Below are 16,173 nucleotides of genomic sequence, written 5' to 3'. Positions count from 1 at the left end.
CCCCCCCCCCCCCCCCCAAGGACTGCCGCGGGGGCGTCAGGCCGTCCAGGACGAGCACTGACCGTCCGCCCACCTGTCCGCCCGCTCGTCCGGACCGGCGCCCCCGGTCCGGCGTCCTCAGCCGCCCGGGGCCCCGGGCGCGTCGAGCACCTCGAAGTCTCCACGACGTAACCGCTCACCGCCCCAAGCGCCGAGCGGCTCGAGCGCCGTGTTGAGGGTGTGGCCGTGCTCGGTCAGGGAGTACTCCACCCTTGGCGGGACCTCGGCATAGACCTCTCGATGCACGAGTCCGTCGTTCTCCATCTCCCGCAGGTGCTGCGTCAGCATCTTCTCGCTCACTCCGTGCAGAGCGCGGCGGAGTTCGGAGAAACGCCGTACGCGATGGGCGTCGAGTTCCCAGAGAATCAGTCCCTTCCACTTGCCGCTGACCACATCGAGCGCGGCGTCGATACCGCAGATATAGGGCCCGGATCTCGGTGTTCTGGCCATCACTGATCACCCTTACGAAAAGGTAAGTACCGCAGAAAATAGTGGGTACTTCCGACCCTAGTGGCGCTGTCCGAGCATGGAGGAATGAACGCACAACAGCACCACCCCGTCAGGCAGAACAGCGCAGTCACCGTGATCGGACTGGGCCCGATGGGCCAGGCCATGACCCGCACCCTCCTCGCCGCCGGCCACCCGGTCACCGTCTGGAACCGCACTGCCGGCCGGGCTGACGGCGTCGTCGCCGACGGGGCGAAGCGCGCAACGACACCCGGCGAGGCGGTCGAAGCGAGTGACCTCGTGATCCTCAGTCTCACCGACTACCGGGCGATGTACGACATCCTCGGCGACGCCACCGCGTCGCTCGTCGGCAAGACGCTGGTGAACCTGAGCTCGGACACACCGGACCGCACCCGCAAGGCGGCGACCTGGGCTGCGGGACACCACGCCGCCTTCCTCACCGGTGGTGTCATGGTTCCCGCACCGATGGTCGGCACCGCAGCGGCCTCTGTCTTCTACAGCGGGTCCGGCGAAGTGATGGAGCGTCACAGGGCGGCGCTGGCCCCGCTCGGCGCGGCGAGGTACCTGGGCCCGGATCCGGGACTCGCCCAGGTGATGTACCAAGCCCAACTCGCCGTGTTCCTCAGCACGTTGTCCGCGCTGATGCATGCCACCGCCATGCTGGGCACCGCCGGGACGAAGGCCACGGAAGCACTGCCGGAGCTGTTGTCCTTCACCGACACGATCGGCGCCGTTCTCAGGGCCGGCGAAGCAGTCCCCGGAGCCGCGCTGGAAGCCGGGGAGCATCCCGGTGACCTCAGCACGGTCACCATGATGGGCGCGACGTCGGACCACATCGTCGAGACCAGCACGGCGCTCGGCCTCGACCTCGCGCTTCCCCTGGCGGTCCAGGCTCACTACCGACGCGCGATCGACGACGGCCACGGCGGCGACAACTGGACCCGCATCATCGACGCCATCCGCAACCCGCGGCACCCGGTGCGGGGCTGACGAAAGCGGCGTGCTCCTTTTGTCGGCGGCCGGGCAACGCCGACCTGCTGCGCGGCAGTGATGCTCAGGCCGTCGGATGGGAGCCCGGCGTGTGGCCGAACGTGCGCCGGAAGACGTCGATGAAGGCGCTGGCCGAGGACCAGCCGCACCGGTGCGCCACCGCGGTCACCGGTTCCTTCCGGGCGAGCAGGACCAGCGCGTGCTGAAGCCGCAACTGGGTGCGCCACTGGGGGAAGGTCATGCCGAGGTCGCCGCGGAAGAGCCGGGACAGCGTGCGGTCGCTTGCGCCGACCTGGCTGCCCAGCTCGGCGAGCGTGCGGGGGTCGGCCGGGTCGGCCAGCAGGATGTCGCACAGCGCGCGCAGCAGGGGGGCGGCCGGTGTGGGCAGATGCAGGGGCTCTTGGGGGGAGGCCCGCAACTGGTCGAGCAGCACCGCGCGCAACCGGGTCCGTTCGGGGCTGTCGTCGTCGGGCGCCCGGGTGTAGGCGATGACCAGTTCACGCAGCAGTGGGCCGACGGCCAGCACGGTCGGGGTGTCGAGACCGAGCGGGTTGTCGGTCGCGGGCAGCCCCACCAGATGCAGTTGGAGTTCGCCGTGGGCCTGGTGGGCATGGACGACGCCGGCCGGGACCCAGATGGCGCGGGTGCCGGGGGCGACCCAGGAGCCCGCGTCGGTCGTGACGGCCAGCACTCCGCGGCCGGCGTAGACGATCTGGTGGTCGTCGTGCCGGTGGGCGCCGATCGCGCCACCGGGTGCCAGTCGTCGGGTACGTGTCGGAGCGATCGGCTCATGGCGGATTTGCGGCATCATCAGGCAGTTTATCGGAAGCGCGACACGGGAGCGGGTCCCGACGATGGCGGGGTGCGAAGGAAAACATCGATCACTCTGCTGTCCGTCGGGCACGCCTGCGTCGACGTCTACCAGGGGTCCGTGGCGTCTCTGGTGCCGTTCTTCGTCGCCGAGCGTTCCTACACCTACGCGGTCGCCTCGGGCATCGTGCTCGCCGCCTCGCTGCTGTCGTCGGTGGCGCAGCCGCTGTTCGGCGTGCTCACCGACCGTCGGGCGATGCCCTGGCTGCTGCCGGCCGGCACGCTCCTCGGCGGTGTCGGCGTCGCGTTGAGCGGTGTGAGCGGCTCCTACCCGCTCACGCTGGTGTTCCTCGCCGTCTCGGGGGTCGGTGTGGCCGCCTACCACCCCGAGTCCGCCCGGGTCGCCCGGATCGCGGGCCGGGGCAGTCACCGGGCCATGGGCTGGTTCTCCACCGGCGGCACCGTCGGCTTCGCGTCGGCGCCGCTCCTGGTCACCGCCGTGGTGGCCACCGGGGGACTGCGCTGGACGCCCATGCTGGTGCTGCCGGCCCTCGTCGGCGCCACGCTGTGCCTGCCCGTGGTGCGGGCCCTGCAGCGGAAGGAGGCCCAGGAATCCGGTACGACGGGCCCGGCCGGAAGCGACGACATCGCCTCCTTCGTGAAACTGTCACTGGCCGTTGTCTTCAGGTCGATCGCGTTCGTCGGCCTGAGCACCTTCGTCTCGCTGTACGCCCGCCAGCGCCTGGGCGGCGGTACGGCCACCGGCACCGCGGCCCTGACGGTGCTCTATGTCGGCGGTGCGATCGGCTCGGTACTGGGCGGATCTCTGGCGGGCCGCTGGGACCGGGTGACCGTCGCGCGCCGGTCGTACCTGGTCGCCGCCGCGGCCGTCGCGGGCGTGGTGTGGCTGCCGGGACCGGCCGTCTACCTGTTCGTGGCGCTGACGTCGGCCGCCCTGTACGTGCCCTTCTCGCTGCAGGTGACGCTCGGCCAGGACTACCTGCCCTCGCGGGTCGGCACGGCCAACGGGATCACCCTCGGTCTGACCGTCAGCATCGGCGGCCTGGCCGGCCCCGTCATCGGCGCCCTCGCCGACGCGACGTCCCTGCAGACCGCCCTGGCGCCTCTCGTCCTGATGCCCCTGCTGAGCAGGCTGGCCTTCCGCGACCTGCCCGAACCCGCCGCACCGCACTTCAGGGCCGCGCCGCAACCGGAGGCCGACGACCGGACTGCGCCGACGGCGCCGACGGCAGAGTCGACACGGACGACACCCGCCACACGGACGACACCGACGTCGTCCAGGCGTCCGCCCCGGCAGCCCGGCCTCCGGTGACCGACTCTCGGTGACGTCTGCGCGCCGAGGCCGTCAGCGGTGCGGGCATGCCTGTGGGCTCCGGGTGTTCCCGGAGCCCACAGGTCGGTGGTGGTGCGGTGGACTACCAGCGATACCAGCGGCCCTTGCGGCCGCCGGTGTCCGCGCTGCGCATGACGAAGCCGAGCAGCCAGACCGCCAGCACGATGACGGCGATCCACCACAGTGCCTTCAGGGCGAACCCCGCACCGAAGAGGACCAGGGCCAGCAGAAGAACGAGAAGCAGGGGAACCATAGTTATCAACCTCCGTTGGTCCTCGTGCCCGGCGAATCGAAGAACACGCAGCACATTCGCCTGGTTTCTTCAGCACTCTCGCGGGAAGCAGATCACGTTTCACGGACCTCGTCATCGGCGTCGGGGCCGTCGGCGAGGTGCGTCACCAGCCCCTGTCAGGCGACCAGTGCGGCGATGCTCCTGGCCGTCAGCCACAGGCCCGCCAGCATGGCGAGCGTGACGATCAGCTGCTCCTGGTGCTGCGCGAGCCAGCTCCGCAGGGCGTTCAACCGGGCGCTCGCGACCGCGGGCGCCCAGACCGCGTACATCTCCATGACGATGAGGCTGAGGGTGGCGAGCAGGCAGTAGGCGGTCAGGACGAGCCAGCCGGCGAGGGTGGAGAGGCTCGCGTCGACGGCGGTCGCGGCGCCGGCGCCGACCAGTGCCCAGGGCTGCAGCAGCCATGCCAGGCCCGCTGCCGTGGCCGGCGACGCGTTGTCGATCCGGGCGGACCAGCGCGGCGGACCGTGCGGGCGGGGCGGTCGGCGGTGCCGGTGTGCGCCGTAGACCACCAGCGCCAGGCCGAGGGCGACCTTCGCAGCGAGAGCGGCGGTCGAGGGCGCGCTGTGCCGGGCCGGGGGCTGACCGCCGGTCAGCAGCATCACGCAGGCGATCACCACGACCAGGTTGGCCAGCCACGACAACAGGAACGCCAGCCCCTGACGAACGCCGCGCCGCGAGGAGAGCAGCAGGATGAAGGCGCTGTTGTGCAGCGGCCCCAGGGTGACGGCGGTACCGATCACCACCAGGTCGAGGGCCATCGGTTCAACCGCTCCCGGATGTCAGGGCCGCCTGACGCCCCTGGCTGGGCGGGCCGGTCGGCAGGGTGTGGCGGTGCTGCGGCGCCGCACTTCCGACTGTGCAGGCGACGACCTGGCTGGTCAAGCAAGCCGCACCCGGATGGGGCGGCATCGGTCGGTTCGGGGAACTGTCGACGACCGGCCCGTCCGTCCCGTGAGTGGTTCAGGAAGCCCGACGGGCGGTGACGGCACGGCGTGTTCCGTAGGCGGCGATGCCTGCGGCGAGGACCGTGCTGCCCCACGCGACGGACGAGGCGGGCAGGGTGAAGGCCAGCAGCAGACAGCCGGCCAGGCCCGCCGCGGGGACGATGCGGGGCGGGCGGTTCTCGTCCGGCGTGAGCGTCCAGGCGGAGGCGTTGGCGACGGCGTAGTACACGAGGACGCCGAAGGAGGAGAAGCCGATCGCGCCGCGTACGTCGGTGGTGGCGGCCAGCAGCACGACGACGGCGCCCACCAGCAGTTCGGCGCGGTGCGGCACCTGGAAGCGTGGATGAACGGCGGCCAGGACATGGGGCAGGTGCCGGTCGCGGGCCATCGCCAGAGTGGTGCGGGAGACACCCAGGATCAGGGCGAGCAGGGAGCCGAGCGCGGCGACGGCCGCCCCGCCCCGGACGACGGGCGCCAACCGGTCCGCCCCGGCGGCCCTCACCGCGTCCGAGAGCGGAGCGGCCGCCTCACCCAGCCCGCGGGGGCCCAGCACCGTCAGGACGGCGACCGCCACGGCCGCGTACACGACCAGCGTGACGCCGAGAGCGAGCGGGACGGCACGGGGGATGGTGCGCGCGGGATCGCGGACCTCCTCGCCGAGCGTGGCGATGCGGGCGTACCCGGCGAAGGCGAAGAACAACAGGCCCGCGGCCTGCAGTACGCCGGAGACCGTGACGTCGGAGCCGACGTCCAGCCGGCCCGCGTCCGCCGCCGACGAGGTGAGGCAGGCGACCACGACCGCCGCCAGCACCGTCAGCACGAAGGCGACGACGGCCCGGGTCAGCCATGCGGACTTCTGGATCCCGGCGTAGTTCACGGCGGTGAGCGCCACCACCGCGGCGACCGCCACCGCGTGGGCGTGACCGGGCCACGCGTACGAACCGACGGTCAGCGCCATCGCCGCACAGGAGGCGGTCTTGCCGACCACGAAGGCCCAGCCCGCCAGGTAGCCCCAGAAGTCGCCGAGGCGTTCGCGGCCGTAGACGTAGGTGCCGCCGGAAGCCGGGTACCGGGCGGCCAGCCGGGCGGAGGACGTGGCGTTGCAGTACGCCACCACCGCGGCCACCGCCAGAGCGACCAGCAGTCCGGAACCGGCCGCGCGGGCCGCCGGGGCGAGCGCCGCGAAGATGCCCGCCCCGATCATCGAACCCAGTCCGATGAGCACGGCGTCGGCGACGCCGAGCCGCCGCTGCAGCTGCGGTGACCCGGGCCCGGTGGGCTGGCTCATGACGTGCCTCCGTCTTCCGGCGTGAAGGGTCGGGACCCCGGGCAGCAAGGTACATCAACAGGGTTTGATGTAATTTTGGATTCATGAGGCCCTCCGGTGCTGCCGCCCCGGCGTTCGTGCGGCTGGCCGCCCACCCGCTGCGGTGGAGGCTGCTGGCCGAACTCGCCGCGGGCGACTACCGGGTCCGCGAGCTGGTGCAACGGGTCGGCCGGCCGCAGAACCTGGTCTCCTACCATCTGCGGCTGCTGCGCGGCGCGGGGCTGGTCACCGCCCACCGCAGCAGTTTCGACGCCCGCGACAGCTACTACCACCTGGACCTGGAGCGATGCGCCCACGCGCTCGCCGGCGCGGGCGGCGCCCTGCACCCGGCGCTGGGCTTCGCCCCCACCCCGCCACCGGCTCCGCCCTCCCCGACGCGCACGGCGAGACGACCGGCCGTCCTGTTCGCCTGCACCGGCAACAGCGCCCGCTCACCGATCGCGGAGGCGCTGCTGCGCCACCGCACCGACGGTCAGGTCGAGGTGACCAGCGCCGGCAGCCACCCCAGACCGGGGATCCATGCCGACGCCGTACGCGTCCTGTGTGAGCAGTACGGCGTCGACGTCTCGGGGCAGCGCCCACGACACCTGGACACGCTGCTCGGCCGCCGGTTCGACTACGTGATCAGCCTGTGCGACAAGGTGCGCGAGGTCTGCCCCGACTTCGGCGACGACCGGCCACGTCTGGTCCACTGGAGCATCCCCGACCCGACCGCAGCCACCGGACCCGGGCCCGTCGGCCGCCCCGCGTTCGTCCGCACGGCAGCAGAGATCGACACCCGCATCCGCTACCTGATGCCCGTGCTCGCCCCCACGCCGCAGGAGGTCGAGCAGTGACCGCATGCGGCCGGTCGGCGAATTTCGGCACCTCGTCGACGACGTGCGGGAAGCGGGCGACCTCTCCACCGGCCGTCTCGGCTTCACTCCCCGGGAAGGGCGGATCGCGGCGCCGCCGGTGGACTTTTCCTGTGCGTGACCTGTGCCTGGGGTGATTTTTGCCCGTCGGCGTCCACGGTTCGTCCGCCCTTCACCCCGGGGACGGCCCGGTGCCCCTAGTGTTGCGGCGCCGCCCCCTCGAACGTCCGTCGCTTCTGTCCGGAGGACAGTCATGGCCGCCGTCAAGGCTCCCCAGCGCAACCGACGTTACCTCTCCGCACTCGCCGGAGCCGTCGCCCTCACCGCCGCCTCGATCGGACTGTGGACCGTCACGTCCACCACAGCCCAGGCCGCCGCTCTCCCGGCCCCCGACCACGTGGTGGTCGTGGTGATGGAGAACCACGCCTACACCCAGGTCATCGGCAGTTCCAGCGCCCCGTACATCAACAACACCCTCAAGGCGGGTGGCGCCGACCTCACCCAGTCCTACGGCCTGACCCACCCCAGTGAGCCGAACTACTACATGCTCTTCTCGGGCTCCAACCAGGGTCGTACCGACGACAGTTGCGTCAGCGTCGGCTCCATGTCCGCGCCCAACCTCGGCTCCGAGCTGATCGCCGCCGGCAAGACGTGGAAGAGCTACAACGAGTCGCTGCCCAGCCAGGGTTCGACCACGTGCAGCAGCGGCAACTACGCGCAGAAGCACAACCCGTGGTTCGGCTTCTCCAACGTGCCGACCAACACCGCGATGACCATGGCGCAGTTCCCGACCGACTACACGACCCTGCCCGAGGTCTCCTTCGTCGTCCCGAACCTGTGCAGCGACATGCACGACTGCTCGGTCTCCACGGGTGACACCTGGATCAAGAACAAACTGGGCGCCTACGCCACTTGGGCCAAGACCCACAACAGCATCCTCGCCGTCACCTTCGACGAGGACAACAAGCTGTCCGGCAACCGCATCCCCACCGTCTTCTACGGTGAGCACGTCACGGCCGGCAGTTCCACCGCCACCACGTACAACCACTACAACGTGCTGCGCACCCTCGAGGACCTGGCCGGTCTGTCCACGCACGCGGGCAACGCCGCGTCGGCGTCCGACATCACCGGCATCTGGAACTGACGCCCGTGTACCTCGCGGACTCCCGCAGTACGGATTCCGGCGGCACCGAGGCCGCCGTCGTCCCGGACACCCGTCCGGGGCGGCGGCCGACCGCCGTGCCCGCCACCGTGCTGGCCCTGGGCGCGGTCAGCCTCATCACCGACGTCTCCTCGGAGATGGTCACCGCGGTCCTGCCGCTCTACGTGGTCGCGGGCCTCGGCCTGTCGCCGCTCGGCTTCGGTCTCCTCGACGGCATCAACAACGGCGTCGGGGCCCTGGTCCGGCTGGCCGGCGGTCACCTCGCCGACCGGGGCGGCCGCAGGCACAAGGTCGTGGCGGGCCTCGGCTACGGCCTTTCGGCGCTGTGCAAGCCGCTCCTGCTGCTCGCGCACACCCTGCCCGTGATCAGCGCCGTGCTCGCGGTCGACCGCACCGGCAAAGGCCTGCGTACCGCGCCCCGGGACGCGATGATCGCGCTGGCCACCGAACCCGGGCGCCGCGGGCGGGCGTTCGGCGTGCACCGGGCCATGGACACCACCGGCGCGCTCCTCGGCCCGCTCGTCGCCTTCGCCGTGCTGCGGGCCACCGTCGACGGATACGACGCGGTCTTCGCGGTCAGCGGCTGTATCGCCGCGTTCGGCGTCCTGGTGCTGGTGCTCTTCGTGCCCCGCCGGATCTCGGCCCGCGCCGATGCCGTACGGCAGCCCGAGCGCCGTCACCCGGCGCCCGGCGATGCCCTGGGGCAGCCCGAGCCGGTCCGGCCGCCGACGCTGCGGGACGCCGTCGGGCTGCTGCGCCGCCCGCGACTGCGCCGGCTCACGGTGTGCGCGGCCCTGCTCGGCCTGACGACCGTCAGCGACTCCTTCCTCTACCTGCTGCTCCAGCGCGAAGCTAACCTTCCCGCCCACCTGTTCCCGCTGCTGCCACTGGGCACCGCCGCCTTCTTCCTCCTGCTCGCCGTGCCGCTCGGAGCGCTCGCCGACCGCGTCACCCGCCGCCGGCTCTTCCTGGCCGGTCACGGGGTCCTGCTGCTCGCCTACGGCCTGGTGCTCTCCCCGTGGCACGGCGCTCCGGCCGTGGTGGCCGTCCTCGTCCTGCACGGAACGTTCTACGCGGCGACCGACGGCGTGCTCGCCGCCGCCACCGCGGGGGTGGTACCGGCCCGGCAACAGGGCGCCGGGCAGGCGCTGGTGGGCACCGGGCAGGCGCTGGCGCGGTTCGCCTGCTCGCTCGCCTTCGGCGCCGCGTGGAGTCTGTGGGGCGGCCGGACCGCGCTCACCGTCACCGCCGCCGCACTGGCGGTCAGCGCCGTCGTGGCCGCGTTCCTTCTCCGTACCGCCGACGAGGCGCCCCTCGCCATTGACGAGGTGCGCGCATGACCCGGACAACCCGCCTGGTGATCCTGCTGGTCGCCGTCGTCCTGCTCGGCGCGGTCGGCACGGGGGCGGTGCTCCACGCCGCCCACCGGTCGGGCATGCGGGACGAGCAGCAGGCGGACGGTCCGATCGTGCGGGCCGGTACCGTCTCGCTGCGGCCGACGGCCGAACGCCGGCTGCTGGTACGCAACCTGGCGTGGGGGCCGCACCGCGACGAGATCGCCACCGTGCCCGCCGACGATCCGCAGGGCCCGCGAACCGTGTCGGGCGTGAAGTGCCTGCGCTTCCACGCTGCGGCCGGCACCGGCATCTGCCTCCAGACCGTGCACGGCCCGCTCGAGGACACCTACCGCGCGGTGGTGCTCGACGCCCACCTGCGCGAACGGCACCGCTTCCCGGCGGCGGGCATCCCGACCCGGGCCCGGGTCTCGCCCTCCGGTCATCTGGTCGCCTGGACGGTGTTCGTCAGCGGAGACTCGTACGCCGGGACCGACTTCTCCACCCGGACCGCCATAGTCGACACCCGGACGTGGGCGATCGACGACAACCTGGAGACGTTCGACGTCATCAGGGACGGCCGGTCCTATCATGCGGCGGACGTCAACATCTGGGGGGTCACCTTCGCCGACGACCACCGCTTCTACGCGACGCTGGCGACCGGCGGCCGGACCTATCTCGTCCGGGGCGACGTCACCGCACGCACCCTCACCACCTTGCACCGCAACGTCGAATGTCCGTCGCTCTCACCCGACGGCACCCGGGTCGCCTACAAGAAGCGCGTCGAAGGAGCGTCCCCCGACGCTCCGTGGCGCCTGTACGTCCTGAACCTGCGCACCATGCGGGAGACCGCGACCGCCGAGGGCCGCAACGTCGACGACCAGGCCCTGTGGGCGGACGGCGCCACCCTCGTCTACGCGCTGCCCGGCGACTACGGCTCGGACCTGTGGACCGTCCCCGCCGACGGCACCGGCAGAGCCCGACGTCTGATGAACTCCGCAGTCGCCCCCGCCTATCTGGGGTGACGCCCGCCGCGCCCGTCGCCGCGCCCGTCGCCGCGCCCGGGGAACGGGTGGGGGTGAACCCGGCGGTGAGGCAACGCTCCGTGCCCGGATGCCGTCTGGTCAACCGGGACGGCGCCGAGTCGGCGCCCGTCAGGAACGGAGCGAATCGTGTTGATCGGCTTGGTGACAGCCGTTGCTGCATCCGTCTGTTACGGCACAGGCTCAGTCCTGCAAGCCGTCGGGTCACGCAGGTCCGCGCGGAGCGACGCGGCCAGCACGGCCCGCACCCAGTACGGGGGACCGAGCCTGTCATCGACCGCGAAGGCCGCGATGACCTGGGAGTTCGTCGTCGGTACCGTCCTGGACTTCGTGGGCTTCGCGCTCGGCGCGCTGGCCGCTCGGCTGCTGCCGCTGTTTCTCTCGCAAACCGTGATCAGCGCCAACCTGATCATCACCGCCGTGCTGAGCGTGCGGCTCCTCGGCATCCGGCTGAGTCGCGCCGAATGGACGTCCATCGGCGTGGTCTGCGCGGCGCTCGTCCTGCTCGCGACGGCGGCGGGGGAGGAGGGCAGCGGACACGGCATCCCGATCGCCACGCACTGGTGGCTTCTGGCGATCTCGCTTGCTCTGATGGTGGGCGGCACGATCGCGGTACGCCTCGTCGGTCCCCGCGCGGCGATCCTGGCCGGCCTGCTGTCCGGCCTGGGATTCGGCGCGCTCGGCGTGGGCGTCCGCATCCTCGACGGCGTCGCCCCCTTCGACTTGACCGGGATGCTCACGGATCCTGCCCTGTACGCGATCGTGACGGCCGGCGTAGGGGGGATGTACCTGCACACCGTCGCCTTGCAGATCGGTTCGGTCAACGGGGCCACCGCGGCCCTGGTCGTCGGTGAGACCGTGTTGCCGGGGGCCATCGGCGTGCTGTGGCTCGGCGACGCCTCGCGGGCCGGTCTCGCCTGGATGGCGATGCTCGGCTTCGTCCTGGCGGTGGCGGGCGCGGTCGCCGTGGCGTGGTTCGGCGGGCCCGAGGCGCCCGAGGTGGAGCAGCCGGCGCCGGAGTCGGCGCCGGAACCGACTCCCACGCGCTGAACACCCCGCCTCGAGAAGGGTTCCGCATCCCGGACGGGCATCCCAGGCTGCCTTGTTCGTGCAGGTCGTCGAGGGTGGGATCGTCCCGCCGTTGCAGGGTGGCGGTGGCTGTTGTCCCAGGCCCGGACGGCATCCGAGGCTGTGGCTGTCGCACCGGCTGAAGCGGCGGACGAGCCCGACAGCGCCACGACACCCCGACCCACCCGGTCAGAGAGACATCCGTCCTCCACGGGGGCCGGGACGCAGGGCGCGGACTTCCACGGGGCGTCCGACCGCATGCGCTGCCGGCGCCGCCGTCCGGTGTGCCGGGCCGCGGGCATGTGCGACGACCTCGAACCGATCGGAAATGGAGCATGCACATGAACGTGAAGTCTTTCGGTGGCCGCCGTGTGGCCGTGGCCGCGGGCCTCGTCCTGGCTCTTGGGTGGGGCGTGTCGGCGCAGGCCTCCGACATCGGGCCGCGGACGGCCGGCGGCAAGCCCGTCGACGCGGTGGCGCACCGCTCGGACGGCGCCGCGGGGAAGGGCGCCGTCGCCGGGAAGAGCGCCGTCGCCGCCTGCTCGCAGGACGTTCTCGGGGTGTCCGCGGTCAAGGAACCCGCGGACAGCAAGGAGGCCAGGCACCTCCTCCTGATCGTCCAGAACGCCGGCGACAAGAAGTGCAACCTCTACCGCCACCCTCTGGTAAGGCTGGGCGCCGATGCCCGGACCACGGTGCCCGTGATCAAGGAGAGCGATCCGACCCCGGGGGCGCCCGTCACTCTGGCTCCGGGTGAAGAGGCCTATGCCGCGCTGCTCGTCAGCGGTGGCGCCAGGGACGAGTACGAGGCGAAGAGCATCACCCTCGGCCTCCAGGGCCGCAAGCCCGGCAGCAGCGCGGGCCGGCCGATGGACGTCCCCATGCCCGCCCCGACGCTGTACGCGGACGACGGTCAGCTCGTCACCTACTGGACGACTGCTTCCGGTTTCGCCCTGGACTTCATCATGTCGAAGTGACGGAGCCCGACCGGGCCCGTTCCGCAGCGGCCGACGAGAACGCCCAGCTGTACTGAACGCCCGCCGCACACCGGCGGGACGCTTTCGAAAGACGACTCGAGTTCCTGGAGGAATGATGAAATCTGCCATCCGGAAGGCCGCCGGCTCGGCGGGGGTGGGCGTGGCCGTCGCGGCCATGTCCCTGACCGGCGCGTCCGCGGCCCACGCGGAGCCCCCGACCCATGGCTGCCCGTACCCCTACGTCTGCTTCTACGTGGACGACGACGCCTTGCTCGCGGGCAGGCCGATGTCGAAGTACAAGGACGTCACCACCTCCTATCAGGCGGTCACGCCCCGGCCGCACTACGGGGTCATGAACACCCGGAACGACGACGTGGTGTACCTGCGGCTCCAGGGCGGAGGCTCGATCTGCCTTCCGCCGAACAGCTCGACCGTGTTCGCCGACTCGGTGCTCGTCAACGGGATAAAGATCTCCAGCAGGGCCACCTGCTAGATCCGCCGGAGCCGACGGAACGGCCGGCAGGCGCGTGGGACCGCGCCTGCCGCCGCGCCACGGGTGGGACGGCGACAGGCTTCCCGGCGGCCCCGGCCGAGCTGTGCCTCGACGGCGCGATCCTCCGGGAAACCCGCACCGCACCGGTGCAGTTCGGCGGCCGCACGGACGGGCGGGCCTGCGTGGCCTGTCGCCTCGTCAGCCACCGCTCTGCGCCCCCGTCCTGGCAGACGGTCAGGTCATGGGGACCCAGCCGCGGGGATCGCGGTACCAGTAGTGCGGCAGCCCTTTGACGCTGGTGGTGCGGAACGGACGGCCGTGGTCGTCGATGCGCACGGTGCCGGAGCGGCCCTGTGAGGACCAGTCGAGGTCGAGGTACCAGTCGCAGGTACAGGACTCGGTACGTGCGGCGAGCAGCAGGACCTCCGGATCGCGCAGGGACACCTGGTAGGGGAAGCCGATGGCGGGCGCCGGTCTGTCCGGGTCGTTGCCGGGCTTCGACCGGGCCAAGGGCCGGCGCGCGTCGAGGTCCACGGCGAAGTAGCGGGGGACGAGGACGGCGCCGCAGCCTTCGTACATGGAGTATGCGGAGCCCGAGCGGTCGGCGGGGGTGACGCGGTCGACCACGCGCACATGCAGTGCCTCCAGCACCACGGCGGCCAAGCCGCGCCCCTGCACGGAGATCCGCAGATTGGTGGTCTGCCCGTGCACCGCCTTCTGGGACGCGGCCCACACCGCGGCGTCTGCTGGAGTCGGCGGCGGCGGGACCTGCTCCGGAGGCTTGGCGATGACGTAGTCATGGTCGCAATCGAGCTGCCAGAGCTGGGAGTCGGCCGTCCAGGTGAGCGGGGCCGGCGGCGGTGCCTCGCTCTGTGGGCTGCCGCCGCCCGGTGCGGCCGGCGCAGAGGGCTTCGGTGCGGTGCGGGCAGAGGCTGACGGCCCACCGCCTTCGAACGGAGGCCCGGCAGCGGATGTGGTGAGGCCGGCGAACGCGAGGGCGAGCGAGGCCGCCAGCACCATCGACCGCACGGGCCGCCGTCGAGGGCGCCGGGCGGGCGCCGGCCGGTCGGCTGGAAAGGCCGGCCCCGGGCCGGCGGGCATGGTCTGCTCGGGCGCCTCGTCCGCCCGGTCGCCGTGGCCGACGGGTGCGGAGGAGGGCGCCGGGTTCGCGGTGTCGTGGCGCGTCGCCGCCCGCCGGGCGTCGGAAAGGCGTGATCGTCGCCGCGCCGCGACTGCCAGGATCCACCGGCGGTGCAACTCCACGCGTTCCTCCGGGGAAGCTCCGCAGAGTGCGGCGAAGCGTTCGAGCCCGGTGAAGTCCAGGGGAACGGCCTCCCCGGAGCAGTAGCGGTGGAGCGTGGAGGCGTTCATGCCCAGTCGGCGGCCCAGCGCCGCGTAGCTGCGGTCCGTGCGCTCCTTCAGACGCGTCAGCAGCAGGGCGAACTCCACTACGTCATCGTGGATTGCATCCATGTGGTCCGTACCCGCATCCGTCCGTCGGCCCGTGCAGTCATGTCCCGAGGCCGGGACGGCATCCCGGGCACTCCCCATACCTGCACGTCGATGAGGCTGGGATGGTTCCAGCGTCGCGCTGCGGCCTGTGGACGGCCCGACCGGGGACGAACCTCGTGTCGCCCCGTGCCGGCGAAGGCGTCTCGCCTCCGAGCAGGCGAGGATGTCGCAGGACACGACCGTCAGCACGTCCACGGGCAGGAGCCGGCCATGATCAGTGGTGCGCATGTCATCCTCTACAGCCAGGACGCGGAGGCGGACCGCGCCTTCATCCGTGACGTCCTCGGCTTTCCCGGCGTCGACGCGGGCGGCGGCTGGCTCGTCTTCAAGCTGCCCCCGGCCGAGGCGGCCGTCCACCCGACCGACGGCCCGCCCCGGCACGAGTTCTTCCTGATGACCGATGACCTCGCCGCCCAGCTCAGCGGGTTCCGCGCGCAGGGCGTCGAGATCACCCGGCCGGTCAGTGAGCAGCGCTGGGGCAAACTGGCCGCGATCCGCCTTCCCAGCGGCGCCGAACTCCCGCTGTACGAACCACTCCACCCCACGGCCCACAGTCTGTGACCCCACAACACCGGTCTCGGCGTCGGCTGGTCGTGGTGGGAGGAGCTCGCGGCGGTCAGGCCCATGCCGCCGTCGGCCTCGAGTGTCCTCCCCTGGCAATCCTCGAGTTTCCTCCCCGGGTAATCCCCGCGAAGAGGGCCGTCTCGGCTGCTAGTCTTCGGCGTCTCGTCGCACATTCGTGCGCACACATCACGCCACTTGCCGCATCAGTCCCGTGGGGGGATCCTGTCATGACCCAGTCAGCGCCGCCGCCGTCCGAGGGCAACCCGTTCGCCCAGCAGCCTCCCGTCGGCGCACCCGGTGCTCCCGGCGCTCCGCAGCCCACCGACGGCAATCCCTTCGCCCAGCAGGCCGGTGGCGCTCTGCCTCCCCCCGCCCCGGCTGCGCCCGCCCGCAACAACGTCGCCCTGGGCCTGGTCGTCGCCGTCGTCGTGGCGCTGGTCTCGGCAGGCATCTACGGTGCCATCGTCGGCGCGACGGAGTACGAGATCGGCTACGCGGCCGTCGGCGTGGGCTTCCTCATCGGCTTCGCGGCGGGCAAGATCGGCGGCGCCAACCCGGTGCTGCCCGTGGTCAGTGCCCTGCTGTCGCTGGGCGCGGTCTACCTCGGCCAGCTCATCGGCATCGCGATGATCGGCGGCGACGAACTCGGCGTCTCCGCGACCTCGTTGTTCACCGAGCACTTCGACGTGCTGACCGAGGGCTGGAGCGAGACGGCCGACGCGATGACCTTCCTCTTCCTCGCCATCGGCGCGTTCGCCGCGTTCTCCGGCGCGAAGAAGGGCGCCCTCTGACACGCTGGCGCCGCGTCAACGCGTGACCCGCGCGAGCAAGGCGGCCGGGTTCCGTTCGCCACGCTGCAGAAACCCTGCGCCGGATGCCTCAGCCGAAAGTGTCGGTGGCGCAGCGACGGCGAGGGGGGGGGGGGGGGGGGGAGGGGGG

General features: G+C 72.0%; 17 protein-coding genes. 11 read left to right on the top strand and 6 right to left on the bottom strand.

Annotated elements, in window-relative coordinates:
- Positions 1-117 precede the first annotated feature (117 nt).
- Positions 118-489, bottom strand: a complete 372-nt coding sequence (locus ACN6LD_RS39655) for a winged helix-turn-helix transcriptional regulator (protein ID WP_319191880.1) — start codon at positions 487-489, stop codon at positions 118-120.
- An 84-nt stretch (positions 490-573) separates the two neighbouring features.
- Here ACN6LD_RS39655 and ACN6LD_RS39650 point away from each other — a divergent pair, with 84 nt between their 5' ends.
- Entirely contained in the window at positions 574-1,497 is a 924-nt protein-coding gene (locus ACN6LD_RS39650; RefSeq protein ID WP_445045677.1) for an NAD(P)-dependent oxidoreductase, read from the top strand.
- A 64-nt stretch (positions 1,498-1,561) separates the two neighbouring features.
- Here ACN6LD_RS39650 and ACN6LD_RS39645 read toward each other — a convergent pair whose 3' ends face one another.
- Positions 1,562-2,305 (bottom strand): AraC family transcriptional regulator, encoded by a 744-nt coding sequence (locus ACN6LD_RS39645; RefSeq protein ID WP_445045678.1) that lies wholly within the window; start codon positions 2,303-2,305, stop codon positions 1,562-1,564.
- Between the two features lie 54 nt (positions 2,306-2,359).
- Between ACN6LD_RS39645 and ACN6LD_RS39640 the strand changes: the two genes are divergently transcribed.
- Entirely contained in the window at positions 2,360-3,640 is a 1,281-nt protein-coding gene (locus tag ACN6LD_RS39640; protein ID WP_445045676.1) for an MFS transporter, read from the top strand.
- Between the two features lie 103 nt (positions 3,641-3,743).
- Here the strand turns inward: ACN6LD_RS39640 and ACN6LD_RS39635 are convergent, their stop codons facing one another.
- From ACN6LD_RS39635 to ACN6LD_RS39625, 3 genes are all read right to left on the bottom strand, one after another.
- A complete protein-coding gene (locus tag ACN6LD_RS39635) occupies positions 3,744-3,914 on the bottom strand; it encodes a hypothetical protein (RefSeq protein ID WP_057577173.1) in 171 nt (56 codons plus the stop codon).
- A gap of 155 nt (positions 3,915-4,069) precedes the next feature.
- A complete protein-coding gene (locus tag ACN6LD_RS39630; RefSeq protein ID WP_319191885.1) occupies positions 4,070-4,714 on the bottom strand; it encodes a GAP family protein in 645 nt (214 codons plus the stop codon).
- Positions 4,715-4,916: 202 nt separating this feature from the next.
- Positions 4,917-6,188: an APC family permease gene (locus ACN6LD_RS39625; protein WP_445045675.1), complete on the bottom strand. Its 1,272-nt coding sequence runs from the start codon at positions 6,186-6,188 to the stop codon at positions 4,917-4,919.
- An 83-nt stretch (positions 6,189-6,271) separates the two neighbouring features.
- On the opposite strand from ACN6LD_RS39625, the gene ACN6LD_RS39620 reads away from it, so the two are divergent.
- The 7 genes from ACN6LD_RS39620 (at position 6,272) to ACN6LD_RS39590 (ending at position 13,158) form a co-directional block, all read left to right on the top strand.
- Positions 6,272-7,063, top strand: coding sequence for an arsenate reductase/protein-tyrosine-phosphatase family protein (locus tag ACN6LD_RS39620; protein WP_445045674.1), 792 nt, complete (start codon positions 6,272-6,274; stop codon positions 7,061-7,063).
- Positions 7,064-7,334: 271 nt separating this feature from the next.
- Positions 7,335-8,225, top strand: a complete 891-nt coding sequence (locus ACN6LD_RS39615) for an alkaline phosphatase family protein (RefSeq protein ID WP_445045673.1) — start codon at positions 7,335-7,337, stop codon at positions 8,223-8,225.
- A gap of 5 nt (positions 8,226-8,230) precedes the next feature.
- Positions 8,231-9,583: an MFS transporter gene (locus ACN6LD_RS39610; RefSeq protein ID WP_445045672.1), complete on the top strand. Its 1,353-nt coding sequence runs from the start codon at positions 8,231-8,233 to the stop codon at positions 9,581-9,583.
- Positions 9,580-10,602, top strand: a complete 1,023-nt coding sequence (locus tag ACN6LD_RS39605) for a TolB family protein (protein ID WP_319196552.1) — start codon at positions 9,580-9,582, stop codon at positions 10,600-10,602. The genes ACN6LD_RS39610 and ACN6LD_RS39605 overlap by 4 nt, the downstream gene beginning before the upstream one ends.
- Before the next feature lie 147 nt (positions 10,603-10,749).
- The gene (locus ACN6LD_RS39600) at positions 10,750-11,670 is read left to right on the top strand and encodes a hypothetical protein (protein ID WP_445045671.1); all 921 of its coding nucleotides are present in this window, start codon (positions 10,750-10,752) and stop codon (positions 11,668-11,670) included.
- Positions 11,671-12,029: 359 nt separating this feature from the next.
- On the top strand, positions 12,030-12,665 hold the full coding sequence (locus ACN6LD_RS39595; protein WP_445045670.1) for a DUF4232 domain-containing protein: 636 nt from the start codon (positions 12,030-12,032) through the stop codon (positions 12,663-12,665).
- Between the two features lie 115 nt (positions 12,666-12,780).
- On the top strand, positions 12,781-13,158 hold the full coding sequence (locus ACN6LD_RS39590) for a hypothetical protein (RefSeq protein ID WP_319196547.1): 378 nt from the start codon (positions 12,781-12,783) through the stop codon (positions 13,156-13,158).
- Between the two features lie 234 nt (positions 13,159-13,392).
- On the opposite strand, the gene ACN6LD_RS39585 is transcribed toward ACN6LD_RS39590, so the two are convergent.
- Positions 13,393-14,607, bottom strand: coding sequence for a helix-turn-helix domain-containing protein (locus ACN6LD_RS39585; RefSeq protein WP_445045669.1), 1,215 nt, complete (start codon positions 14,605-14,607; stop codon positions 13,393-13,395).
- A gap of 273 nt (positions 14,608-14,880) precedes the next feature.
- Between ACN6LD_RS39585 and ACN6LD_RS39580 the strand changes: the two genes are divergently transcribed.
- Positions 14,881-15,231, top strand: a complete 351-nt coding sequence (locus ACN6LD_RS39580) for a VOC family protein (RefSeq protein WP_445045668.1) — start codon at positions 14,881-14,883, stop codon at positions 15,229-15,231.
- Between the two features lie 230 nt (positions 15,232-15,461).
- On the top strand, positions 15,462-16,025 hold the full coding sequence (locus ACN6LD_RS39575) for a hypothetical protein (RefSeq protein ID WP_319196541.1): 564 nt from the start codon (positions 15,462-15,464) through the stop codon (positions 16,023-16,025).
- The last annotated feature ends 148 nt before the right edge of the window (positions 16,026-16,173 follow it).

This window comes from Streptomyces sp. SAS_272 (assembly GCF_052543235.1).
Note: the sequence above shows the minus strand (reverse complement) of the source record. Positions and strands in the feature narration are given on the sequence as shown.